Genomic DNA, 24,152 nt, shown 5'->3' on the forward strand with positions numbered 1-24,152 from the left:
GGAGACAACAATGTTCGTGGTTTCGCTGAACTACAAGGTGCCGCTGACCGAGATCGACCGCCTGCAGCAAGCGCATGTCGAGTGGCTGAAGGCCTGCTATGCGCAAGGTATCTTTGTCGCCTCCGGGCCAAAGCGGCCAAGGACCGGCGGCATCATCATCGCGCGTGGTCCACGCGAAGTGCTCGAAGCCAGACTGGCGGACGATCCCTTCGCCAAGGCAGGTGCCGCCGATTACGAAATCACCGAATTCACGGCGAGAATGGCCGCCGCCGCACTGGAAGCCTACAAAGAGGCATGAGCTTCCGCCCGCCGACCCACACACCCTATGACGGCTCGTCGAAACTGTTCACCATCGGGCTGAAGCCGCTCAATCTCGATAGCTGGATCGAGGTCGACGAATATCTGCTGCCCTATCTTGCCGAGAAACGCCGGCTTTATGCGGAAATTCCCGGCAAGGTTTTTGTCGAGGAGCAAACAACGCGCGACGCTCAGCGCGAAGTGCTCGATCTGCTCGGTGCGCATCTGGCGGCGAACTTTCCTGAGACCCACAGGCGTACCGACAATGCGATCGAGGTGATCGGCGGCATCGACAATCTCGAGGGCTCAGGCACCTCAGCTTCTTTCAGCGATGCGCCGCTTGTCGCGGCCTCGTTGCTCGTCCAGGAGGATTTGATCCTGATGCGTCGCGACGAGAGCGGCTGGCGTCTGGCGGCCGGCTCGCTCTGCTTCCCGTCGTCATGGTCGCTGATCGAAAAATTCGGCAAGCCGCTGCAGCAGATCCACGCGCCGGTACCGGGTTTCGGCCCGGGCACACGCCCGGCCGATCTCATCAACCGCATGTTCGACGGCCTCCAGGGCCAAGCCGTCGAGCGCTACAACTGGTCGATCCAGGCGGGCGACGCACTCTACCACCCGCTCTCCAACCTCGAACGCGTCGACCGCGCCAGCAATCGCCCGTCGAGATTCCCGGATGGCGACATCGACGCCCATGCCTTTATCCGCGTCGAGCGGCAGACGCTGAGAAAGCTCCCCGTTTCGGGCGACGTACTCTTCACCATCCGCATCCATCTCGACCCGCTCGCCGTGCTGGAACGCCACCCCGACCGCGCGGCGCTCGCGGCGTCCTTGGCCGAACAACTTCTGGCGCTGGACGAGGCACAACTCGACTACAAGGGGATGACCGCCGACCGTGACCGGCTGGTGGAAACACTGAAAATGATCGCTGGGGGGAACAATGATCCAGCATCTTAGCAGGCCGGTCACGTTCATGGCCGCGATCCTGGTGCTGTCGACAGCAGCCGAGGCGGAGCCGGTGACTTATGCCGGCAAGCTTGGAAAGGCCGATATCGTCGTCGAATTCACCGGCGACCCCGCGGCGCCCGGCGGCCCGCTGGCCGGCCGCTATTTCTACCGCTCGAAGGGCGTTGACATCCCGCTGCAGGCCCGGTCTCAAAGGGGCAGCAAGTTCGAACTGGCCGAGGAGGAGGCATGCGGCGCCGACAATTGCGATGACGGAAAGGCCGCGCCGATTGCCGCTGTGTGGCGCCTGGCCTCATCCAGTAACGGCAAGACCCTTGAAGGCAGCTGGAACGGAAAGAAGGCGCTGCCGCTCAGATTGGAACGGGTCGCAAGTCGGCAAGTGACCGGGAACGAGCCCGGCACCCCGCTCGATCTCTACGATTTCAGCTTCATGAAGTTCTTCGCCAATGACACGCCGCTCACTATGGAAACGTCCCCTTATGACTATCTGCGGATGGACACTCAGCTCGATAACGGCAAGACGACTGGTTGGCCGGACGCAACCTACCGCTATGTCGTCGACCCCCGCACCAGGTTTGCCACGCCGCGCATTGTCGAACTGTCCGGCGACGTTCCGATCGAGGCCGCGAATGCTCTGCTGCAAGAGAGGCACTGGCGCGCAAACATCGGCGCACTGGGCTGCGTGGCGGCGCAATATGCCGGTTTCAACGACGGCGGGCCAATTGACGGTATGAACGGCGGCACGCTCGGCGGCTATGAGGACAGCACATTCGAAGTGACGTCGCTGACTCCGCGGCTGATGAGCTGGCGGGAGTCCGGCAGCATCTTCTGCGGCGGAGCGCATCCGACCAACTATTCGGACGCCTACATCATGGATGTGCGGCGCGGCGTCCTGCTTGGCCTTCAGGACATTTTCTCGGATACGGTGGATGGCAAGCCCGGTCCTTCCCTGGCCTCCTTCGTCAAGCAGCGGCGCAAGAAACCGATCGATCAGACCGATATCGATCACGAAGCCGAATGCGGCATTGACGATCTCATCGGCGAATATCTAGCGGTCAGCCTCTGGCGTGAGGGCGACAAGCAGGTTCTGGTTTTCGGGCTCCAGACCCTGCCGCATGCCATCCAGGCCTGCGCCGACGATCTGCTGGAACTGCCGGTCTCCGAGGCACGTGACCTCTTCAAGCCTGCATTCGCAAGACTGGTCGAGCCGTAGCCGGGATGGCGCGGCGTGAGGCCGGCCGTCCGCTTTTCGCTTTATTGTGACAATGATCTATGGTTTGTCGCGCCGCGGCCAAGCCGCTGTTCCGAAGCGTTTTTTGAGGGAGTAATCGATAAATGGCGAATGAAAACTGGCCCGTTTACGGTGAGATCACCGGCCCTGTAGTGATGATCGGCTTCGGCTCGATCGGACGGGGAACGCTGCCGCTGATCGAGCGCCATTTCAAATTCGACAAGTCGCGCATGACGGTCATCGACCCGCGCGACACCGACCGTAAATTGCTCGACGAGCGCGGCATCACTTTCATGCAGGATGCGGTGACCAAAAACAACTACAAGAAGCTGCTGACACCACTTTTGACCAATGGCGGCGGCCAGGGCTTTTGCGTCAACCTTTCGGTCGACACTTCCTCGCTTGAGCTGATGAAGCTCTGCCGCAAGCTTGGCGTCCTCTATATCGACACGGTGGTCGAACCCTGGCTCGGCTTTTATTTCGACGAGAAGGCCGACAACGCCTCACGCACCAACTATGCGCTGCGCGAGACCGTGCGTACTGAAATCGCGAAGAACCCGGGCGGCACCACGGCGATCTCGTGCTGCGGCGCCAATCCCGGCATGGTCTCGTGGTTCGTCAAGCAGGCACTGGTCAACCTCGCCACAGATCTTGGCCTCGACTTCTCGGAACCCGCGCAGCACGATCGCGAAGGCTGGGCCAGGCTGATGAAGAAGGCCGGCGTCAAGGGCATCCATATCGCCGAGCGCGACACCCAGCGCACCAAGAAGCCCAAGCCGATGAACGTGTTCTGGAACACCTGGTCGGTCGAAGGCTTCATTTCGGAAGGGCTGCAGCCGGCCGAGCTCGGCTGGGGCACGCATGAGGCGTGGATGCCGAAGAACGCCAAAAGCCACAAGAACGGTTCGAAGGCCGCGATTTATCTGGAGCAGCCCGGCGCCAATACACGCGTGCGCACATGGTGTCCGACGCCCGGCCCGCAATACGGTTTCCTGGTGACACACAACGAAGCGATCTCGATCGCCGATTTTTTCACCTTGCGCGGCAAGAAGGGCAAGGTGCAATACCGGCCGACCTGCCATTACGCCTATCATCCCTGCAACGACGCAGTGCTGTCGCTGCACGAGATGTTCGGTGTCGCCGGCAAGGCTCAGCCCGTGCATCACGTGCTCGACGAAAATGAACTGGTCGATGGCGTCGACGAACTCGGCGTGCTGCTCTACGGCCACGCCAAGAACGCCTACTGGTACGGCTCGCAGCTGTCGCTGGCCGAGGCGCGCAAGCTGGCGCCCTATCAGAATGCTACGGGCATGCAGGTCACGTCGGCGGTGCTGGCCGGCATGGTCTGGGCGCTGGAAAATCCCGAGGCCGGCATCGTCGAGGCCGACGAGATGGATTACAAGCGCTGCCTCGACGTGCAGGGCCCCTATCTCGGGCCGGTCAGGAGCTATTATACCGACTGGACACCGCTCGACAATCGGCCTGGTCTGTTTCCCGAGGATCTCGATACCAAAGACCCGTGGCAATTCCGCAACATCCTCGTTCGATAGCAGCGTTGCCTCGACACTCGGCCAGCTTGCAATCGCCCGGAAATCGGGCGATTGAAGAGGGGCGGCCTAGAGCCACGTGCGTCCATTTGGACGCACAAAGTACGCTCTAGCACTTTGAATGTGCGCATCGTGCTTTCCGAAAATCGGATCGATTTTCGGGCCGATGCGAGAGGAGAGGATCTTGAAGATGACGATTGCGCAAAGACTGCTTTCGGCTGGCATTGCCGCGGCCGCTACGGTCGCGTTGGCGGCCTGCACGACAACCGGCCCAGGCGAGCCGCCGGTGATCACGGCCAAGGGGGTTGAAGGCTCCTGGATCGACGCGCAGGGCACGGGCTTGTCCACCTTCAAGGGCGGCAGCTTCGCGACCGTCGCAACCGACACCGGCCAGAAGCTTGCCGATGGCAGCTACACCATGACCGGCGGCACCTCGGTCGAGATTCATGGCACTTCGCTGATCCGCCAGACGCCGATCAGCTTCAACTGCCTGATGGTCTCCACCAGCCAGCTCAATTGCACCAGCGCGAGCGGGCAGAATTTTGTGCTGACCAGGCGCACCTGAAATCCGATTCCGAATTTACTTTGCACAAGGGCGGCGGCTTCAAGCCGCCGTCTTCTTGCGCCGGCAAAGCTGATGCCGATTTCCGCTTGCATCGACTGAAACGCGATGTGAACATAGCCCAAGAGGGCTGTTACATCCCAGTCAAACAAGAGCGTTAAACGCCTCTGGTCAAGTTATCCGGGAGACGAGAATGAAGAAGATTGCTGCCATCGCCGCGCTGTCGGCATCGGCGCTTGGCCTGTCGGCAGGGGTATCCTTTGCCGACTACACGCTCAACATCCTGCACATCAACGACTGGCACAGCCGCATCGAGAGCAACAACAAGTACGAATCGACCTGCTCGGCCGAGGAGGAGACCAAGGGCGAATGCGTCGGCGGTGCCGCCCGCCTGGTCACCGCGATTGCGCAGGAGCGCAAGAAGCTGGAGGGCCAGAACGTGCTGCTGCTCAGCGCCGGCGACAATTTCCAGGGCTCGCTCTTCTACACGACCTACAAAGGCAAGACCGAAGGCGAATTCCTCAACCAGATGAAATTCGATGCCGAGGCTCTCGGCAACCATGAGTTCGACGATGGCGAGTCGGCGCTGGCGCCGTTTCTCGACATGATCCAGTTTCCGGTGCTCGGCGCCAATGTGAAGGCCAATGCGCAATCCAAGCTCGGCGACCGCGTCAAGCCGTCGATCGTGGTCGAGGTCGGCGGCCAGAAGATCGGGATCGTCGGAGCGGTCACCAACGACACGCCGGAGCTTGCCACCCCTGGCCCGAACATTGCCATTGAAGATGACGTCAAGTCGATCACCGCTGAGGTCGAGAAACTGAAGCGAGAGGGCGTCAACAAGATCATCGCGGTCACCCATATCGGCTACAAGCGCGAGCGCGACGTGATCGCCAAGATCCCGGGCATCGACGTGGTGGTCGGCGGCCACAGCCATTCGCTGCTGTCCAACACCGACCCCAAGGCGGAAGGCCCGTATCCGACGATGGTCGACAATCCGGACGGTTACAAAGTGCCGGTCGTGCAGGCGGCGTCCTATTCGAAATATCTCGGCGAGTTCAAGGTCGTGTTCGACGACAACGGCGTCGTCAAGGAGGCAAGCGGGGATCCCATCCATCTCGACAAATCGATCACGCCCGACCCCGCCGTGCTTGCCCGCATCAAGGAACTCGGCGCGCCGATCGAGGCCTTGAAGAACAAGGAAGTCGCCGAGACCACCAAGGCGATCGACGGCAGTCGCGAAAACTGCCGCGCCCGCGAATGCGAGATGGGCAATCTGGTCTCCGACGCCGTCCTCGACCGGGTCAAGGGCCAAGGTGTCGAGATCGTCATCTCGAATGGCGGCGGCTTGCGCGCCTCCATCGACCAGGGCACCGTCACCATGGGCGAGGTTCTCACCGTCCTGCCGTTTCAGAACACGCTGGCGACCTTCCAGATCTCCGGCAAGGATTTGGTTGCCGGCCTCGAAAGCGGCCTCAGCCAGGTCGAGGACGGCGCCGGGCGCTTCCCGCAGGTTGCCGGCCTGAAATATGCGTTCGACAAATCGGCGCCGCCTAACGGACGCGTCAAATCGGTCGAGGTCATGGAAGGCGGCGCCTGGACGCCGATTAAGCCGGACAAGGATTACCTGGTCGCCACCAACAACTATGTCCGCCAGGGCGGCGACGGCTACAAGGTGTTCGCCGAGAAGGCCAAGAACGCCTATGATTACGGCCCGGGGCTGGAACAGGTCGTCGCCGACTACCTAGGCGCGCACCGGCCCTATACGCCGAAGCTCGACGGCCGCATCACCGAGATCGCCGCGACCGTGGCCCCGGCCGCAGAACCTGCCAACCCTGCCGAACCGCCAAAACCTGCTGAGGCTGCGCCGGCAAAGCCAGTTGAGCCGGCAATGCCCGAAATGCCGGCCGGCTCCGGCGACATTTCCAAGACGCCGCCGGCCGTCCCGGCTGAAACAGCGCCGGCACCCGCACCCGCCGAGCCGGCCCAGCCGGCGGCACCTGCGGCTCCGGCCACACCGGCTCCGGTGACCCCTGCTCCGGCTGAGCCGGCACCGGCCGAAAGCAGCCATGTAATCGTCGCCGGCGATACCTATTGGGATCTCGCGGTGAAGGCTTATGGCGACGGCACCAAATGGAAAATAATCTCCGATGCCAACAATGCCTACGAGCCACGCCGCCTTCCGGTCGGCGCAACCTTGACGATCCCGGCGGCCTCGAAGTAATCCGGCCGCAGGAACGCAATGCACCCGCCCGGCAGACCGGGCGGGTGTTGCATTTCTGGGATAAGGTGCGGCCAGACGCAGCATTTGAAAACCGGCGCGGCATCGCTACTTTCGCCGCGGCACCGTTGGTTCGCGGTGTTGGAGAACCTCATGACGCTTGCCAACCCTGCTGAAATCAAAGCCGAGCAGACTGCCGCCTCGCCGTCGGCAGGGCGCCCTCTGGTCAGGACCGGCAAGGTCGGTGTCATGCTGATCAATCTCGGCACCCCGGACGGCACCGGGTTCAAGCCGATGTGGCGCTACCTCCGGGAGTTCCTGTCCGATCCGCGCGTCATCGAGCTCAACAAGGCGATCTGGTATCCGATCCTCTACGGCGTGGTCCTCACCACCCGGCCGAAGAAATCAGGGGCCAACTATGCCAGGATATGGAACCGGGAGCGCAACGAGTCGCCGCTGCGAACCTACACCCGCGCCCAGGCCGAGAAGCTCGGGCTCGCGCTCGGCGAGCTACCCAATGTCGTCGTCGACTGGGCGATGCGCTACGGCAACCCTTCGACCGAGAGCGTGGCCGAGAGACTGGTCGAGCAAGGCTGCGACCGCATCCTGTCTTTCCCGCTCTATCCGCAATATTCGGCGACGACGACTGCGACTGCCAACGACCAGCTGTTTCGCGCGCTGATGAAGATGCGCCGCGCCCCGGCCATTCGCAGCGTGCCACCCTATTACAACGAGCCGGCCTATATCGAGGCGCTCGCCCGTTCGATTGAAAAGCATCTGGCTAGCCTCGACTTCGAACCGGAAATTGTCATCGCTTCCTATCACGGCATTCCGAAACCCTATTCCGACAAGGGCGACCCCTACCAGGCCCATTGCCTCGAGACGACCCGACTGCTGCGCGAAAAGCTCGGCTGGGATGAAAACAAGCTGATTACCACCTTCCAGTCGCGCTTCGGCGCGCAGGAGTGGCTGCAGCCCTACACCGACAAGACGGTCGAAAGACTAGGGCGCGAAGGCGTGAAATCGGTCGCCATCGTCAATCCAGGATTTTCCGTCGACTGCATCGAGACGCTGGACGAGATCGGCAGGGAAGCGTCCGAGACCTTCCATCATGCCGGCGGCGAAAAGTTCGCACACATCCCTTGCCTCAACGACAGCGCCGAGGGCATGGCGGTAATCGAGGCGATGGTGCGGCGCGAGCTGTCCGGCTGGGCCTGAACAGATCACCCGTCTATGCACCCGCAATCCGTGATCACCTGATTGTAACATTGCTGAAACACACTTAAGTGTTTGATGGGAATCGGTCGCGTGGAATATCCAACATGGCCGGCCTTTGAGGGGAGAGCCAAATGGGTTTCAGTGGTTTTGATATCGCGCTTCTTGTTCTTGTCGCCCTTGTCGTGCTGGTGCTTATCAAGGGCATCCGAACAATTCCGCAAGGCTATAATTATACCGTCGAACGTTTTGGCCGTTACACCAAGACATTGAACCCAGGCCTCAACCTGATCGTGCCTTTCGTCGACCGTGTCGGCGCCAAGATGAACATGATGGAGCAGGTGCTCGACGTTCCGACGCAGGAGATCATCACCCGCGACAATGCCACCGTTGCCGTCGATGGCATCGCCTTCTATCAGGTGCTCAACGCGGCGCAGGCCGCCTACCAGGTCTCCGGCCTGCAGAATGCGATTCTCAATCTCACGATGACCAACATCCGCACCGTGATGGGCTCGATGGACCTCGACGAACTTTTGTCGAACCGCGACGCCATCAACGAGCGCCTGCTGCGCGTCGTTGACGAGGCGGCGCATCCCTGGGGCATCAAGATCACTCGTGTCGAGATCAAGGACATCAACCCGCCGGCCAATCTCGTCGAATCGATGGGCCGACAGATGATGGCCGAGCGCAATAAGCGCGCGCAGATCCTCGCCGCCGAAGGCCTCAAGCAATCGCAGATCCTGGAGGCCGAAGGGCGCAAGGAAGCCGCCTTCCGCGATGCCGAGGCGCGCGAGCGCTCGGCCGAGGCTGAAGCACGCGCCACGCAGGTGGTGTCGGAGGCGATTTCCAAAGGCGACGTGCAGGCGCTCAACTACTTCGTCGCGCTGAAATACACCGAAGCGCTGACCAGGATCGGCTCAGCGACAAACAGCAAGCTCGTGCTGATGCCGATGGAGGCCTCATCGCTGATCGGCACGCTCGGCGGTATTGGCGAAATCGCCAAGGAAGTTTTCCGAAGCGAAGGCACCGCCGGTGCCGCACGACAGGCCGCCCGCCCGCCGGTCGTTCGTCCGAGCGAAACCTGAGGCCACAGCCATGCTCGACCGCATTGTTTCCGAACTCGGCCCGTGGAGCTGGATGGTCCTCGGCTTCGTCCTGCTGGTAATGGAGGTCATCGCGCCGGGCATTTTCATGCTGTGGATCGGCATTGCCGCGCTGTTGATCGGCGTCGTCTCACTGCTCATCTGGGATGCCGGTTTCTGGACCTGGCAAGTCCAGGTCCTCGCCTTCCTCGCTCTGTCGCTGGTCTCGGCCTATGTCGGCAAGCGGCTGGTGGGCGGGCGCCATGATGAAACCGACCAGCCCCTGCTCAACCGTCGCGGCGCACAGATGGTCGGCCGGACGGCGACCCTTGCCGAGCCGATCAAGGACGGGCGCGGCCGCATAAAGCTGGGCGACACGTTGTGGCGCGTCTCCGGCCCTGACCTGCCGGCCGGCACGCAAGTGCGCGTGACGGGCGCCGCTGATACCGACCTGGAACTGACGGTCGAGGCGGTCTAGAAGCCCGCTAGGCAGCACCGATGCGCAGCAGGTCGTGCAGATGGACGAGCCCGATCGGCCGCCTGCCTTCGACCACCATCAGGCTGGTGATAGCCGAGTCGTTGATTGTCTGCAGCGCCGTCGCAACAAGCGTGTCGGGCGAAGCCATTTTCGGCTCTCTGGTCATCACCTGATCGACGCTCATTGCCAGGAGATCGCTGCCGATATGGCGCCTGATGTCGCCATCGGTGATGATGCCGATCAGCTTGCCGTCCGCGGCAGTCACGGCCACGCAGCCAAACCCCTTGCGCGACAATTCGAGGATTGCCTCGCGCATGCCGGTACCTGACGACACCAGCGGCAGCCTGTCGCCGACATGCATGATCTCGCGGATCTGCGTCAGGTTGGCTCCGAGCTGGCCGCCGGGATGGAACGTGCGGAAATGGTCCGGGGTGAAGCCGCGTGCCTCGAGCAGCGCGATGGCCAGCGCATCGCCCATCACCATTTGCAATAGTGTCGAGGTCGTCGGCGCAAGCCCGTGCGGGCAGGCTTCCGGTGCTCGCGGCAGCAGAAGCACAACGTCGGCCGCGCGCGCCAGAGCCGATTTTTCACCCGCGGTGACCGCGACCAGCGGGATCGAGAAGCGCCTCGAATAGGCGATGATGCCCTTGAGCTCAAGGCTTTCGCCCGACCACGAAAGCGCGATTATGGCGTCGTTTCTGGCGATCATGCCAAGGTCGCCGTGATTGGCTTCGGCAGGGTGGACGAAAAAGGCCGGCGTGCCGGTCGAGGCGAGCGTTGCGGCGATCTTCGAGCCGATATGGCCGCTTTTGCCAACCCCGGTGACGATGACGCGGCCATCGATCTGCGACACCATGCCGACGGCTCGTGCGAACGGCTCGGCCAGCCCGTTTTCGAGAGCGTCTGCCAGTGCCGCGACGCCGGCCTGCTCCGTCGCCACGGTTCTCAGCGCCGAGGCAATCGCGGCCTGCCCGTCATGCCGCTTCCTGTCTGGGGATTTCACGTTCATGGACGATGCGATTAGCGCTTCGGCGCGCGCCTGTCCAACGGAATTGCCGTGCCGAACCTCCTGATGGGCCATGCCTCAACGCTCCGTTAACCATCCCCATTTACGGTTTCGTAAGTATGGCGCGCGTGCGCCGCGCAAGCAGTGGTGCCGATGTCCGGGTTTCAGCCTCAAAACAAAATGGGACGAAAGGGCAAGGCGGTCTGCGCTTTGCTGCTGGCAACCAGTGTCTTTGCGTTGTCGCGGCCGGCACTGCTTTGCGCCCAGGAAACCGAGCTGCGCGGCGAGGTTTCGGAATCGACAATCCTGGACGAACAGCAGTACAAGATCAGGCAATCGAGCATAGCCGGAACCCAAGCCGCGCAGGCTGCTGCAACCGCCAACGACAATACGCCGCTGCCTACCTATCGCCCGGCCAGCCAAGGGGCGTTGCCTGACGACGGCACGGGCGAGGCGGCCACAACCGGCGGCACTTTCGATCAACCAGCGGCCAGCGGCGACCCATTTCCCGACAACCCTGCTCCGCCACCCCGACGGCGGCCAAGCGCGACGCCACGCGCCGCCAATGCGGCCAACGCCGAAGACGAGACCGCTGACAGCCAGAAGCGCAAGAGAGCCGCGACTGCAGCCGCGGCGGCGACCGATGACACCGATACCGCCGCTATAGACGAGCAGGATACGGTCAACCGCCGTGCCGTCACCATCGATTCCGCCGAGAGGCTCAGGCTCGACCCCGGTGCCGAGCGCACCGAAGCCATCGAAGGCCAGAACAAAAAGAACGAGGACGACCCGTTCGCCGCCACCGGCATCAAGCTCGGCTCTTTCGTAATCCGGCCGACGCTCGAGCAAGGCCTGACGTCTTCGACAAACGCCGATTCGAGCAGCCTCGGCAAGCCGGCCTTGCTGTCGGAAACGACACTGCGCTTCAACGCCGTCTCCGACTGGAGGGAGAATTCGGCGACGGTTGAGGGCTATGGCATCTTCCGCGAAACCTTGTCCGGCTATGACATTCACGAGGCGCAAGGCCGCGTCGACGGCACACTCAACATCGATCTCGACAATGATCTGCGCGCCATCGCCAAGCTGGGCTATGAGGCCGTGCCCGAATCGGCCTCGGCGCCGGACGCGGTCGTCGGCGCCGTTGGCCAGCCGGTGCGCCAGACCGTGAACGGCAGTCTCGCCGTCGAGAAGGATGCCGGCAAGATGCGCTTCGCGCTGACCGGCGCGATCGAGCACGACATCTTTGGCGACGCCAAGCTTTCGTCGGGCGGATCGCTGTCGCAGAAGGGCCGCGACTCGACGCTCTACACGGCCATTTTGCGTACCGGTTACGAGATCTCGCCTGCCATCACCCCGTTCACCGAAATCGAGATCGGCCGGCGCGCTTATGATTTGCGCGTCGATCCAAACGGCTTCCAGCGCTCCTCGACCAGGCTTGGCGCACGGGCCGGCGTCGAGCTCGATCTCCGCGAGAAGCTTACCGGCGAGTTCTCGGTCGGCTGGCTGCGCGAAGCTATCGACGACGATGCCCTGCCGGCTATTTCGGGCGCGACGGTCAATGCCGATCTCAAATGGTCGCCGGAACGCGGCACCACGATCGGGCTCACCGCACAGACGACCGCCGAGAACACGACGAATGCGGGCGAAAGCGGCGACATGCTCTATTCCGGCAGCCTCACCGGCGAGCGGCAGATCCGCGCCAACCTGACCGGAAATGCCGCTCTCGGCCTCGAATGGCGCGACTATACCGGCTCCGACGATCATGATTTGACGCTGAGCGCCGAGGCTGGGCTGACGTGGTGGCTGAACCGCTACACCGGGCTCACCACCCGCGCCAGGACTGAAAAACTGACCAGCAACCTGATTGGGCGCGACTACACGGCCAACAGTATCTTCGTCGGCTTGAAGTTGCAGCGCTAAATGCATGTCGCGCAAAAGTGTGCAGCGGTTTTGCGATAACGACTTGCCTAAAACAAGAACCTAAAGCGCGTCGCATGAGGCCGGTCGAACGCGGCGCGCTTTAGCCGATCAGCGCGGCAACCGGTGTTGAAACTACAAGGCTATGCCGCGGCGTTCTGACGGCGCGAGTTCGTCGAGAAGCGTGCGAATGACACCGGCCATGCTCGCATTCATGTCTCTGCGCCACAGTGCGAAGGCAACGTTGGCCTCGACGAAGCCTTCGGGCGAGCCGCAGTCGAACGTCCGCCCGCGGTAGTGGTAGCCGTAGAAGGGCTGTTGCTTCTGCAGCTTCAGCATTGCATCGGTGAGCTGGATCTCGTTGCCGGCGCCTTTTTCCTGACCTTCGAGTATCTTGAATATCTCCGGCTGCAGGATATAGCGCCCGTTGATGTAGAGGTTCGACGGCTCCGTGCCGGTCTTCGGCTTTTCCACCATGCCGGTGATGCGGAAACCGTGATGCGCGTCCTCGCCGCGGCCGACAATGCCGTATTTGTGCGCCTCGGCCGGATCGCATTCCTGCACGGCGACGATGTTGTTGCCGGTCTCGGCGTAAAGCTCGACCATGTCCTTCATGCAGCTTTTTTCCGACTGCATGATCATGTCGGGCAATAGCAGCGCAAAGGGCTCGTCGCCGACGAGCTCGCGCGCGCACCAGACGGCGTGGCCAAGGCCGAGCGGTACCTGCTGGCGGGTGAAGCTGGTCTGCCCCGGCGCCGGTTGCAGCCGCTGCAGGCGGGCGAGCTGGTCGTCCTTGCCGCGCTGCGCAAGCGTGTCGTAGAGCTCGAACTGGACATCGAAGTGATCCTCGATGACCGCCTTGTTGCGGCCGGTCACGAAGATGAAATGCTCGATCCCGGCATCGCGCGCCTCATCGACCACATACTGGATGACCGGCCTGTCGACGACCGTCAGCATTTCCTTGGGAATGGCCTTGGTAGCAGGGAGAAAGCGCGTGCCGAGACCGGCAACCGGGAACACTGCCTTGCGAACTCTCTTCATGTGCCAATTATCCATTTGCATGCCTGTTCGGCAATCCCGATTCGAGACATTTTCATGCCGAAATCGAGGATTACTGAACGGCGGGTCATAAATCTCAGCTGGTAAAGCATTGACGCATCTTTTCACCCCGCACGGCACCTATGGTAAACCAAATGCTAACCGGGTTCGGCGATGAATAGTCTTCCTGAGATGAAGAAGGAGGAAAAGATGTCCGTTCGCAACGCCGCAAGGCGCTTCACCAGCGTCCTGACGGCCGCCAGCCTCTCGCTTGCTTTGCTCATGCCCAGCGGGCCGGCTTTTGCCGATGCCGGCTTCCGCCAATGGGTCGCCAGCTTCCGTGCTACCGCCGTGGCGAGCGGCGTTTCCGGCTCCGTCTACGACCAGGCATTCAAGGGCATCAACGATGCTGACCCGGTGGTACTGGAAAAGGCCCGTACTCAACCCGAATTCACCGCACCCGCCTGGGATTATTTCGACAACCGCGTCCATGACCAGTCGGTCGCCGTCGGCCAGCAGATGGCAAGGAAATGGAAGCCTTGGCTGGACAGGATCGAGGCAAGATACGGCGTCGACCGCTACATCCTGCTGGCCATCTGGTCTATGGAATCGAACTACGGCGAAACTCTCAAGCGCGATGATATCATGCGCAATGTCGTGCGCTCGCTGGCGACGCTTGGTTATGCCGATCCGAAGCGAGCGAAATTTGCCCGCACCCAGCTGATCGCGGCGCTGAAGATCCTGCAGACCGGCGACATCGACGAAAGCCATCTCAGCGGCTCATGGGCCGGCGCGATGGGCCATACCCAGTTCATCCCCACCAGCTACCAGTCCTATGCGGTCGATATGGACGGCAACGGCAAGCGCGACATCTGGAATTCGATTCCCGACGCACTGGCGACAGCCGCCAATTTGCTGAGGAAGAACGGCTGGCAGGCAGGCAAGACCTGGGGTTATGAGGTCAGCCTTCCGGACGGCAAGAAGCTGCCCGGAGGCTCAAAGTCGCTGTCGCAATGGCAGGCGCTGGGGGTCAGCCGTGCCAACGGCAAGCCGTTCAAGAACGGTGCGGACAAGGCGACGTTGAAGCTGCCCGGCGGCAGCGGCGGGCCGGCTTTCCTGATGATCAAGAATTTCTCGGTCATCAAGCGTTACAACAATGCCGACAAATATGCGCTCGCCGTGGGCCTTCTTGCCGACGAAATTGCCGGCTATGGCGGGCTTGTGCAGGACTGGAAGCGACCGTTTACCAAGCTCTCCTTCGAGGAAAGGCAGGAGCTTCAGAAGCGACTTTCCGAGCACGGCTATTACGACGGCAAGTTCGACGGCAAGATCGGTGACGGATCGAAAACCGCCATCATGGCCTTCCAGGCAAAGGCTGGCTTGACCCAGGACGGGTATCCGAGCAAGGAAGTGCTGAAATGGCTCAGGCAGAACTAGAGCCGGTTGCGGGATGGAGAGGGTGATTGGTTTCGGCTGCGCGCATCCGGTTAATCGTTCGTCGCGTGCCGATCCTCGTTCTGGCGATCGCCGTTCTGGCGGTCGGCGGCGCCAGTGCCTTTCATACCGCGGCCATGGCGCAGGAGCCGGAAAGTCGTGGCTGGTCGCTGCGCGACCTGTTGTTTCCGCGCAGAAGCGAGCGGTTTGAGCAGCCGCCGCCCGAATACCAGCGAGAATTCCAGAGAACAAAGCCCAGGCCCAAGCTGAGAAAGCCCCGGTCAGTTAGCCGGCCGCCGCCGGCCGAGCCGACAACCCCAGTGGCCGAGAAGGCGCCGGGTGCACGCGTCGTTCTGGTGGTCGGCGATTTCATGGCGTCTGGGCTGGCTGAGGGGCTCGACGCCGCGTTTGCTGAAAACACCGGCGTCAGGATCGTCGTCCGTGCCAACGGATCGTCGGGCTTCGTGCGTGACGATGTCTACAACTGGCCAGAACAGGTCAAGTCGCTGATCGCTGCCGAAAAACCGGCAGCCGTCGTCGTCATGCTCGGATCCAACGACCGGCAGCAGATGCGCGTCGGCGATGTACGCGAGCAGCCGCGATCCGAAAACTGGACCAAGGAATACGAGCGCCGGACCGATGCGTTCGGCAAGGCCATCGCCGCAACCAAGGTGCCGTATCTGTGGGTCGGCATGCCGGCCTTCCGGGTCTCGAAAATGACCTCCGACATGCTGGCCTTCAACGACATCTTCCGCTCGTCCGCCGAAAGCCACGGCGGCGAATTCGTCGACGTCTGGGACGGGTTCGTCGACGAGAACGGCGCCTTCATCACCAGCGGACCGGACATCAACGGCCAATCGGTGCGCCTGCGCTCCGACGACGGCATCAACATGTCGAAGGCCGGCAAGCGCAAGCTCGCCTTCTATACCGAAAAGCCGCTGATGAAGATCCTGGGGCTGGCCGCGCCAGGAAGCGTGGTGACGGCTTCTGCCCCGGCCGGCGCTCCCGTCGAGGCGCCGGCACCTGCCGCGGCACCGATAGCTGTCGATCGCACCGTGCCGATGCTGCTCAGCGATCCGGCGCTGGACGGCGGCTCGGAACTTCTCGGCGCCGCCCCGCCGGCAAAAGCTGACAAGAATTTGCCGGGCGAAAGGCTGATCGTCGAGGGCAAGGCGCCCGACGCCTCACCGGGCCGCGCCGACGATTTCTCCTGGCCGCCCAAGACACAGCCTGCGACGGCGGCCGCATCCGATACGACGACGGCGATCCGCCAGTAAACAGAACCTCTTCGGAACGGGCTCAGCGCGGCAGCACGCTCGATCCCATCAGCGCCTCGTCGATGGCGCGCGCCGCCTGGCGACCCTCGCGGATCGCCCAGACGACCAGCGACTGGCCGCGCCGCACGTCGCCCGCCGCATAGAGCCTTTCGACGCTGGTCCTGTAGTCCCGGTCATTGGCCTCGACATTCTTCGAACGGCGGCTGTCGATGACGATCTTCATCTGCCCGTCGAGTTCCGAGATCGGCCCGCGAGCGGCTGGCCCGGCAAAGCCGATGGCGATGAACGCGAGATCGGCGCGGATGACGAATTCCGTGCCCGCGATCGGCTTGCGCTTTTCGTCGACCTCGCAGCATTTGACCCCGGTCAGCTGGCCGTCTTCGCCGATGAATTCAAGCGTCGCCACCTGGAATTCGCGCTCGGCGCCTTCGGCCTGCGACGACGACGTGCGCATCTTGGTCGCCCAGTAGGGCCAGACCGACAGCTTGTCCTCCTTTTCCGGCGGCTGCGGCCGGATGTCGAGCTGGGTGACGCGCACCGCGCCCTGGCGGAAGGCGGTGCCGACGCAGTCTGAGGCAGTGTCGCCGCCGCCGACGACGACGACGTGCTGGCCGCCGGCGACGATCGGGCGCGACGGCCATGCCACCGACTGGATCGGCTCGCCGCCGATACGCTTGTTCTGCTGCACCAGATACGGCATGGCGTCGTGCACGCCGTCGAGATCGTCGCCCGGGATGTTGGCCGGACGCGGCGTTTCGGAGCCGCCGCAATAGAGCACGGCGTCATATTCGGCGAGCAGTTCGGCGACCGGCTTGTCGACGCCCACATTGACGCCACAATGGAAGCTGACACCTTCGCCCTGCATCTGCTCGATGCGCCGGTCGATATAATGCTTCTCGATCTTGAAATCGGGGATGCCGTAGCGCATCAGCCCGCCCGGCCGGCTCTCGCGCTCATAGACGTGAACGTCATGGCCTGCGCGGCCGAGTTGCTGGGCAGCCGCCATGCCTGCCGGCCCCGAGCCGATGATCGCGACGCGCTTGCCGGTCTTCCGTTCCGGCGGATAGGGCCGGATATGGCCGGTTTCATAGGCTTTGTCGGCAATGGCCTGCTCGATGGTCTTGATGGCGACCGGAATATCCTCGAGGTTCAGCGTGCAGGCTTCCTCGCAAGGTGCGGGGCAGATGCGGCCGGTAAATTCCGGAAAATTGTTGGTCGAATGCAGGTTGCGGATCGCGTTTTCCCAGTCGCCATTGTAGACGAGGTCGTTCCAGTCCGGGATCTGGTTGTGGATCGGGCAGCCGGTCGGTCCATGGCAATAAGGAATGCCGCAATCCATGCACCGCGCGGCCTGTTTCTCGACCTCCTTGTCCGACATCGGCAGCGTGAACTCGCGGAAATGCCGGATGCGGTCGGAAGCCGGCTGGTACTTGTGCACCTGCCGGTCGATCTCGAGAAACCCTGTTACCTTGCCCATAGTCCAGTCCCTGCTGTCCGGAAGGCACGCCTGGCGACGCACCCGTTAACCTCATAAGGCAGCTGTGGCAACCTTCAGTCCGAGGTCAGGATTGTTGATGAAGATGGTTGCCGGGACGCATGGCCTCCCGGCAATTTCCAAATCTATTCCGCCGCCACGTTCATGCGCATCCGCTCCATCTCGATCAGCGCGCGGCGGTATTCGACCGGCATGATCTTCCGGAATTTCGGCCGGAAAGTCGCCCAGTCGTCGAGGATTTCGCGACCTCGTACCGAGCCGGTGTAGTGGACGTGGTTGGAGATCAGCTGGTAGAGCCGCTCCTCGTCATGGCTGGTCATATCGCCGGATACGTCGACACGGCCCTTATGGTCGAGATCGCCGCCATGGTGGAGCAGCTTTTCCATCAGGTCGTCCTCTTCCGGAACCGGCTCCAGCTCGACCATCGCCATGTTGCAGCGTTCGGCGAAATCACCCGCCTCGTCGAGCACATAGGCGACGCCGCCCGACATGCCGGCGGCGAAGTTGCGGCCGGTCTGGCCGATGACGACGACGATACCGCCAGTCATGTATTCGCAACCATGGTCGCCGACGCCTTCAACGACGGCGGCGACACCCGAATTGCGCACGGCAAAACGCTCGCCGGCAACGCCGCAGAAATAGGCCTCGCCCTCGGTTGCGCCGTAGAGCACGGTATTGCCGACAATAATGGATTCGGCAGCAACGATTTTCGTGTTCTCCGGCGGGCGGATGACAATGCGGCCACCCGACAGGCCCTTGCCGACATAGTCGTTGGCGGCGCCCACCAGTTCGAACGAGACACCGCGCGCCAGGAAGGCGCCAAAGGACTGGCCGGCCGTGCCGGTGAGCTTGACCGAGATCGTGTCCTCGCGCAGGCCCTTGTGCTTGAAGCGCTTTGCCACCTCGCCCGACAGCATGGCGCCGGTCGAACGGTCGACGTTGCGGATCGGCAGTTCGATACTGACCGGCTGCCTGGCTTCGAGCGCCGGCTTTGCGAGTTCGATCAGCTTGCGGTCGAGCACGTCGTCGATCGGATGCTTCTGCCGCTCGGTCCAGTGCACCGCCTCGTGCGGCGCATCGGGCTTGTAGAACATCTTGCTGAAGTCGAGCCCGCGTGCCTTCCAGTGCTGGATCAGCTCGCGCTTTTCCAGAAGGTCGGTGTCGCCGATGATCTGGTCGAGATGGGTGTAGCCCATCTCGGCAAGCAGCGCCCGCACCTCTTCCGCCACATAGAAGAAGAAGTTGATGACGTGCTCGGGCGTGCCCTTGAAGCGCTTGCGCAGCACCGGGTCCTGTGTCGCGACGCCGACGGGGCAGGTGTTGAGATGGCACTTGCGCATCATGATGCAGCCGGCCGCGATCAACGGCGCAGTCGAAAAGCCGAACTCGTCGGCGCCGAGCAGTGCGCCGATAATGACGTCACGCCCGGTGCGCAGGCCGCCATCGACCTGCAGCGCGACGCGCGACCTGAGGCCGTTGAGCACGAGCGTCTGGTGCGTCTCGGCAAGGCCCATCTCCCACGGGCTGCCGGCATGCTTGAGCGAGGTCAGCGGCGAGGCACCGGTGCCGCCGTCATAGCCTGATATGGTGATGTGGTCGGCACGCGCCTTGGCGACGCCGGCCGCAACCGTGCCGACGCCGACTTCCGAGACCAGCTTGACCGATACGTCGGCCGCCGGATTGACGTTCTTCAGGTCGTAGATGAGCTGCGCCAGATCCTCGATCGAATAGATGTCGTGATGCGGCGGCGGCGAGATCAGGCCGACGCCCGGCGTCGAGTGCCTGACCTTTGCTATGGTCGCATCGACCTTGTGACCCGGCAGCTGGCCGCCCTCGCCTGGCTTCGCCCCTTGCGCGACCTTGATCTGCATCATGTCGGAATTGACAAGATACTCCGCCGTGACGCCAAAGCGTCCCGAGGCGACCTGCTTGATCGCCGAGCGTTCGGGGTTCTTGCCGCCGCCCGGCAGTGGCAGATAGCGATCGGCCTCTTCGCCGCCCTCGCCGGTGTTCGACTTGCCGCCGATGGCGTTCATGGCGCGCGCCAGCGTCGTGTGCGCTTCCCTTGAGATCGAGCCGAAGGACATCGCCCCGGTCGAGAAGCGCTTGACGATATCGGCCGCCGGCATCACCTCGTCGAGCTTGACCTTCTTACGCCCGGTCTCTTGCGCAAGCTTGATCGTGAACAGGCCGCGAATGGTCTGCGCCTGCGCCGTCTCGCTGTCGATCTGGGCGGAATAGTCCTTGAACGTCTCCCACGAGCCTTGGCGCACGGCGTGCTGCAAGGTCGCCACTGCGTCGGGCGACCAGATATGGGCCTCGCCGCGCATGCGGAACATGTATTCGCCGCCGACCTCGAGGCTGTTGCGCAGCACCGGGTCGTTGCCGAAGCCGTCGGTGTGGCGGCTGACCGTTTCGGCGGCGATCTCGTCCAGCCCGACGCCTTCGATCAGCGTCGCCGTGCCGGTGAAGTACTTCTGCACGAAGTCCGACTTGAGCCCGATGGCGTCGAAGATCTGCGCGCCGCAATAGGACTGGTAGGTCGAGATGCCCATCTTGGACATCACCTTGAGGATGCCCTTGCCGATCGACTTGATGTAGCGGGAGACGACCTCGTAGGCATCGACCTCCGCTGGCAATTCGCCACGCTTGTGCATGTCGAGCAGCGTGTCGAAAGCGAGATAGGGATTGATCGCCTCGGCGCCGTAGCCGGCGAGACAGCAGAAATGATGCACCTCGCGCGGCTCGCCGGATTCCACGACGAGCCCAACCGAGGTGCGCAATCCCTTGCGGATCAAATGATGGTGCACGGCCGCCGTTGCCAGCAGCGCCGGAATGGCAATGCGATCCGGGCCGAGCTGACGGTCCGAAAGGATGATGATGTTGTAGCCGCCGGCGACCGCCGCCTCGGCGCGCTCGCACAGCCGGTCGATGGCGCCCTGCATGCCGGCCGCGCCTTCATTCGAACCGTAAGTGATGTCGATCGTCTTGGTGTCGAAACGGTCTTCGGTGTGGCCGACGGAGCGCAGCTTCTCCAGATCGCCGTTCGTCAGGATCGGTTGGCGCACTTCGAGCCGCTTGCGGCGCGAATTGCCGACAAGATCGAAGATGTTGGGCCGCGGCCCGATGAAGGACACCAGGCTCATCACCAGCTCCTCGCGGATCGGGTCGATCGGCGGATTGGTGACCTGTGCGAAATTCTGCTTGAAATAGGTGTAGAGCAGCTTCGATCTGTCCGACATTGCCGAAATCGGCGTGTCGGTACCCATCGAGCCGACGGCTTCCTGGCCGGTGGTCGCCATCGGCGACATCAACAGCTTGGTGTCCTCCTGGGTGTAGCCAAACGCCTGCTGGCGGTCGAGCAGTGAGACATCCCTGCGCAGGGCGCGCGGCTCGACCGGGTTCAGATCCTCGAGGATGAGCTGTGTGTTGGCGAGCCAGCTCTTGTAGGGATGCCTGGTCGCGATCTCCGACTTGATTTCCTCGTCGGAAACGATGCGGCCCTTGTCCAGGTCGATCAGCAGCATGCGGCCGGGCTGCAGCCGCCACTTCTTGACGATCCTTTCCTCCGGCACTGGCAGCACGCCGGCTTCCGAAGCCATGATGACGCGGTCGTCATCGGTGACGATGTAGCGCGCTGGCCGCAGCCCGTTGCGGTCGAGCGTGGCACCGATCTGGCGGCCGTCGGTGAAGGCAACCGCCGCTGGCCCGTCCCACGGCTCCATCAGCGCTGCGTGATACTCGTAGAAGGCCTTGCGGTCCTGACCCATCAGCTTGTTGCCGGCCCAGGCTTCCGGGATCAGCATCATCATGGCGTGGGCGAGCGAATAGCCGCCCTGCGTCAGGAATTCGAGCGCATTGTCGAAGCAGGCGGTGTCCGACTGCCCTTCGTAGGAGATCGGCCACAGCTTCGAGATGTCGTTGCCGAACAGTTCGGAATCGACCGAGGCCTGCCGCGCCGCCATCCAGTTGACGTTGCCGCGCAGCGTATTGATCTCGCCATTGTGGGCGACCATGCGGTAGGGATGCGCCAGCTTCCACGACGGGAACGTGTTGGTCGAGAAGCGCTGGTGGACCAGGATCAGCGCCGTCTCGAAACGCGGGTCGGTGAGGTCCTTGTAGTAGGCGCCGACCTGATAGGCCAGGAACATGCCCTTGTAGACGATGGTCCGCGACGACATCGAGACGACATAGAAGCCGTTGTCGACGCCTTTGGTCTCCTCATGGATGCGACCGGAAATGACCTTGCGCAGGATGTAGAGCCGCCGCTCGTAGTCGTCGTCGTTCTCGATCTCGGCGCCGCGGCCCAGGAACACCTGCCGGTGCACCGGCTCGGAAGCGGCGATGTCGGGCGCCTTGGACAGCGACGAATTGTCGACCGGCACGTCGCGAAAGCCGAGCAGCGGCTGGCCCTCGAGTTGCGCCACCTCGGCGATGATGCCTTCGATATGCGCCTGCAGCTCCGGGTCGCGCGGCATGAACACCTGGCCGACGGCATAGTGGCCGGGCTTCGGCAGTTCGACCCCTTGCTTGGCCATCTCCTCGCGGAAGAAGCGGTCCGGCAGCTGCACCAGCACGCCGGCGCCGTCACCCATCAGCGGATCGGCGCCGACCGCGCCGCGATGCGTCAGGTTTTCGAGCACGGCAAGGCCGTCCTCGACGATCTGGTGCGACTTCACGCCCTTCATGTTGACGATGAAGCCGACGCCGCAGGCATCATGCTCGTTGCGCGGATCATAGAGGCCGTGCGCGGCATAGCCGGTGTTGGTTCGCCGAATATTGGTCAGGGACGGATTTTTGACGGCTGCCGCTGTCGTCTGCGCGGCCTTCGTCGCAGATGGCGTCATGTCCGTCATCGTCCTGTCCTCCGTTCCGTCCCCTTCGGGCGCTGGTTTCCGTCGGGAAGCGCGTGGCTCCCCTTTCAATCTGCGGCACGTCTTGCGAAATTCTTGCCGACCGTGCGGCTTTCCGCATGGTTCGCATATGGTATTCGTACAGGCCGGAGCCAGACTGTCTAGCTGTCGCTCGCGGCAATGGCCGCAGAGGCGCAATCATATGCCAATGCGGCCAGTTTTGTGCGACAAAATAAGACAGCACTACTGTCCTAAATTTTTATGACAGAAATTTTGGATGCACACAAGACCGATTCACAAATTTCTTGAAGCTTTCGCGACAGAAAATTGCGCGGAACGCCGTGTCAGCGTAACCTTCCGTCGCTGCATCTACGCTCATGCGTTTCACTGGCTTTAGCGGATTTTCGGTATCTGCCCCTTGCGGCCGGCATGCGAAAGCGGCCAAGCTCGCACCGATTTCCCCAGCATAGGCAGACGCATGATTTTCGCTTCCGACAATTGGGCAGGCGCCCATCCCCGTATCGCTGCCGGCCTGTCGGCCCATGCCGACGGCTTCTCCACCGCCTATGGCGACGGTGCCCTCGACAAGACCGTTTACCAGCGCTTCAATGAGATCTTCGAATGCGAAGTCGCGGTGTTTTTCGTCGCCACCGGCACCGCTGCCAATTCGCTGTCGCTGACTACCTATAACAAGCCAGGCGGCATTTCCTTCTGCCATCGCGAATCGCACGTCATCGAGGACGAATGCGGTGCACCGGAATATTTCACCGGCGGTTCGCGGCTTTATACAGTCGAAGGCGCACTCGGCAGGATCGATGCCGGCAATCTGGAACGGGCGGTGGACCGTTTCGCACCCGAAAACGTCCATTCCGGGCGGCCGGTTGCCGTTTCGATCACCCAGTCGACCGAAGTCGGCACCGTCTACACGCTGAACGAAATCGCCAGGATTTCGGCGATCGCAAAGCAGCATGGACTGCCGCTGCACATGGATGGGGCCCGCTTTGCCAATGCGCTCGTCGCGCTGGAAACGACGCCGGCCGAAATGACCTGGAAGCATGGCGTTGACATCCTCTCCTTCGGCGGCACCAAGAATGGCTGTTGGTGCGCCGAGGCGATCGTGCTGTTCGACCTCGAGCGAGCCAAGGAATTGGCCTTTTTGCGCAAGCGCGCGGCCCAACTGTTCTCGAAATCGCGCTTCATCGCCGCGCAATTCGATGCTTATTTCAGGGGTGGACTGTGGCTCGACACAGCACGGCACGCCAATGCGATGGCGGCACGGCTTGCCGCGGCGATAGAAGATTCCCCTTCGGCCCGGCTGGCCTGGCTGCCGCAGGCGAACGAGGTCTTCGCAGTCATGAAAAAGGCCGAGGCCGAAAGAATGCAAGCGGCAGGGGCGGCCTTCCACGACTGGCACAGGCCGCTCGGCTACGACGGCTACATTGGCGAAGACGAAGCGCTCTATCGGTTTGTCACCAGCTTCGCGACCACGCCCGACGAGGTCGACCGTTTCGGCTACCTGCTCGCCGGATAGCAAGCCTT

At 62.7% G+C, this 24,152-nt stretch carries 17 protein-coding genes; 13 read left to right on the forward strand and 4 right to left on the reverse strand.

Annotated features, from left to right (window positions below):
* Positions 1 to 10: 10 nt before the first annotated feature.
* The 9 genes from NKH04_RS05195 (at position 11) to NKH04_RS05235 (ending at position 9,593) form a co-directional block, all read left to right on the forward strand.
* The gene (locus NKH04_RS05195; RefSeq protein WP_352469536.1) at positions 11 to 298 is read left to right on the forward strand and encodes a YciI family protein; all 288 of its coding nucleotides are present in this window, start codon (positions 11 to 13) and stop codon (positions 296 to 298) included.
* On the forward strand, positions 295 to 1,251 hold the full coding sequence (locus tag NKH04_RS05200; RefSeq protein WP_352539353.1) for a heme-dependent oxidative N-demethylase family protein: 957 nt from the start codon (positions 295 to 297) through the stop codon (positions 1,249 to 1,251). Before NKH04_RS05195 ends, NKH04_RS05200 begins: the two co-directional genes overlap by 4 nt.
* A complete protein-coding gene (locus NKH04_RS05205; protein ID WP_352818139.1) occupies positions 1,235 to 2,473 on the forward strand; it encodes a hypothetical protein in 1,239 nt (412 codons plus the stop codon). Before NKH04_RS05200 ends, NKH04_RS05205 begins: the two co-directional genes overlap by 17 nt.
* 122 nt (positions 2,474 to 2,595) lie before the next feature.
* On the forward strand, positions 2,596 to 4,041 hold the full coding sequence (locus tag NKH04_RS05210; protein ID WP_352742062.1) for a homospermidine synthase: 1,446 nt from the start codon (positions 2,596 to 2,598) through the stop codon (positions 4,039 to 4,041).
* Between the two features lie 187 nt (positions 4,042 to 4,228).
* On the forward strand, positions 4,229 to 4,603 hold the full coding sequence (omp10, locus tag NKH04_RS05215) for an outer membrane lipoprotein Omp10 (protein ID WP_023720183.1): 375 nt from the start codon (positions 4,229 to 4,231) through the stop codon (positions 4,601 to 4,603).
* A gap of 190 nt (positions 4,604 to 4,793) precedes the next feature.
* Positions 4,794 to 6,821: a 5'-nucleotidase C-terminal domain-containing protein gene (locus tag NKH04_RS05220; protein WP_352767132.1), complete on the forward strand. Its 2,028-nt coding sequence runs from the start codon at positions 4,794 to 4,796 to the stop codon at positions 6,819 to 6,821.
* Positions 6,822 to 6,971: 150 nt separating this feature from the next.
* Positions 6,972 to 8,036 (forward strand): ferrochelatase, encoded by a 1,065-nt coding sequence (hemH, locus tag NKH04_RS05225; protein ID WP_352767130.1) that lies wholly within the window; start codon positions 6,972 to 6,974, stop codon positions 8,034 to 8,036.
* 131 nt (positions 8,037 to 8,167) lie between these two features.
* Positions 8,168 to 9,118: an SPFH domain-containing protein gene (locus NKH04_RS05230; protein WP_352539357.1), complete on the forward strand. Its 951-nt coding sequence runs from the start codon at positions 8,168 to 8,170 to the stop codon at positions 9,116 to 9,118.
* Positions 9,119 to 9,128: 10 nt separating this feature from the next.
* Positions 9,129 to 9,593, forward strand: a complete 465-nt coding sequence (locus tag NKH04_RS05235) for an NfeD family protein (protein WP_352454064.1) — start codon at positions 9,129 to 9,131, stop codon at positions 9,591 to 9,593.
* Positions 9,594 to 9,600: 7 nt separating this feature from the next.
* Here NKH04_RS05235 and NKH04_RS05240 read toward each other — a convergent pair whose 3' ends face one another.
* A complete protein-coding gene (locus NKH04_RS05240; protein WP_352777220.1) occupies positions 9,601 to 10,602 on the reverse strand; it encodes a KpsF/GutQ family sugar-phosphate isomerase in 1,002 nt (333 codons plus the stop codon).
* Positions 10,603 to 10,779: 177 nt separating this feature from the next.
* Between NKH04_RS05240 and NKH04_RS05245 the strand changes: the two genes are divergently transcribed.
* Positions 10,780 to 12,519: an outer membrane beta-barrel protein gene (locus tag NKH04_RS05245; RefSeq protein ID WP_502896416.1), complete on the forward strand. Its 1,740-nt coding sequence runs from the start codon at positions 10,780 to 10,782 to the stop codon at positions 12,517 to 12,519.
* A 132-nt stretch (positions 12,520 to 12,651) separates the two neighbouring features.
* Here NKH04_RS05245 and galU read toward each other — a convergent pair whose 3' ends face one another.
* Positions 12,652 to 13,557 (reverse strand): UTP--glucose-1-phosphate uridylyltransferase GalU, encoded by a 906-nt coding sequence (galU, locus tag NKH04_RS05250; RefSeq protein ID WP_352469528.1) that lies wholly within the window; start codon positions 13,555 to 13,557, stop codon positions 12,652 to 12,654.
* A gap of 207 nt (positions 13,558 to 13,764) precedes the next feature.
* Here galU and NKH04_RS05255 point away from each other — a divergent pair, with 207 nt between their 5' ends.
* Together NKH04_RS05255 and NKH04_RS05260 are read left to right on the forward strand one after the other, a co-directional pair.
* Complete coding sequence (locus NKH04_RS05255) at positions 13,765 to 14,991, forward strand: lytic murein transglycosylase (RefSeq protein WP_352564889.1); 1,227 nt, start codon at positions 13,765 to 13,767, stop codon at positions 14,989 to 14,991.
* A 26-nt stretch (positions 14,992 to 15,017) separates the two neighbouring features.
* Complete coding sequence (locus NKH04_RS05260) at positions 15,018 to 16,265, forward strand: SGNH/GDSL hydrolase family protein (protein WP_352818145.1); 1,248 nt, start codon at positions 15,018 to 15,020, stop codon at positions 16,263 to 16,265.
* A 22-nt stretch (positions 16,266 to 16,287) separates the two neighbouring features.
* Here NKH04_RS05260 and NKH04_RS05265 read toward each other — a convergent pair whose 3' ends face one another.
* Entirely contained in the window at positions 16,288 to 17,742 is a 1,455-nt protein-coding gene (locus tag NKH04_RS05265; RefSeq protein WP_352818148.1) for a glutamate synthase subunit beta, read from the reverse strand.
* A gap of 143 nt (positions 17,743 to 17,885) precedes the next feature.
* Positions 17,886 to 22,616 (reverse strand): glutamate synthase large subunit, encoded by a 4,731-nt coding sequence (gene gltB / locus NKH04_RS05270; RefSeq protein ID WP_352918243.1) that lies wholly within the window; start codon positions 22,614 to 22,616, stop codon positions 17,886 to 17,888.
* A gap of 475 nt (positions 22,617 to 23,091) precedes the next feature.
* On the opposite strand from gltB, the gene NKH04_RS05275 reads away from it, so the two are divergent.
* Positions 23,092 to 24,144, forward strand: a complete 1,053-nt coding sequence (locus tag NKH04_RS05275; protein WP_352767672.1) for a threonine aldolase family protein — start codon at positions 23,092 to 23,094, stop codon at positions 24,142 to 24,144.
* Positions 24,145 to 24,152: the final 8 nt, after the last annotated feature.

The sequence above is a fragment of the Mesorhizobium sp. M1365 genome (assembly GCF_040317865.1).
In the GTDB taxonomy this organism is placed as follows: Bacteria; Pseudomonadota; Alphaproteobacteria; order Rhizobiales; family Rhizobiaceae; genus Mesorhizobium.

Excerpts from the sequence above, each read along its gene's own strand:
- NKH04_RS05195 (WP_352469536.1), top strand. The coding sequence starts at position 11 with ATGTTCGTGGTTTCGCTGAACTACAAGGTGCCGCTGACCGAGATCGAC.
- NKH04_RS05200 (WP_352539353.1), top strand. The coding sequence starts at position 295 with ATGAGCTTCCGCCCGCCGACCCACACACCCTATGACGGCTCGTCGAAA.
- NKH04_RS05205 (WP_352818139.1), top strand. The coding sequence starts at position 1,235 with ATGATCCAGCATCTTAGCAGGCCGGTCACGTTCATGGCCGCGATCCTG.
- NKH04_RS05210 (WP_352742062.1), top strand. The coding sequence starts at position 2,596 with ATGGCGAATGAAAACTGGCCCGTTTACGGTGAGATCACCGGCCCTGTA.
- omp10 (WP_023720183.1), top strand. The coding sequence starts at position 4,229 with ATGACGATTGCGCAAAGACTGCTTTCGGCTGGCATTGCCGCGGCCGCT.
- NKH04_RS05220 (WP_352767132.1), top strand. The coding sequence starts at position 4,794 with ATGAAGAAGATTGCTGCCATCGCCGCGCTGTCGGCATCGGCGCTTGGC.
- hemH (WP_352767130.1), top strand. The coding sequence starts at position 6,972 with ATGACGCTTGCCAACCCTGCTGAAATCAAAGCCGAGCAGACTGCCGCC.
- NKH04_RS05230 (WP_352539357.1), top strand. The coding sequence starts at position 8,168 with ATGGGTTTCAGTGGTTTTGATATCGCGCTTCTTGTTCTTGTCGCCCTT.
- NKH04_RS05235 (WP_352454064.1), top strand. The coding sequence starts at position 9,129 with ATGCTCGACCGCATTGTTTCCGAACTCGGCCCGTGGAGCTGGATGGTC.
- NKH04_RS05240 (WP_352777220.1), bottom strand. The coding sequence starts at position 10,602 with ATGAACGTGAAATCCCCAGACAGGAAGCGGCATGACGGGCAGGCCGCG.
- NKH04_RS05245 (WP_502896416.1), top strand. The coding sequence starts at position 10,780 with ATGGGACGAAAGGGCAAGGCGGTCTGCGCTTTGCTGCTGGCAACCAGT.
- galU (WP_352469528.1), bottom strand. The coding sequence starts at position 13,557 with ATGAAGAGAGTTCGCAAGGCAGTGTTCCCGGTTGCCGGTCTCGGCACG.
- NKH04_RS05255 (WP_352564889.1), top strand. The coding sequence starts at position 13,765 with ATGTCCGTTCGCAACGCCGCAAGGCGCTTCACCAGCGTCCTGACGGCC.
- NKH04_RS05265 (WP_352818148.1), bottom strand. The coding sequence starts at position 17,742 with ATGGGCAAGGTAACAGGGTTTCTCGAGATCGACCGGCAGGTGCACAAG.
- gltB (WP_352918243.1), bottom strand. The coding sequence starts at position 22,616 with ATGACGGACATGACGCCATCTGCGACGAAGGCCGCGCAGACGACAGCG.
- NKH04_RS05275 (WP_352767672.1), top strand. The coding sequence starts at position 23,092 with ATGATTTTCGCTTCCGACAATTGGGCAGGCGCCCATCCCCGTATCGCT.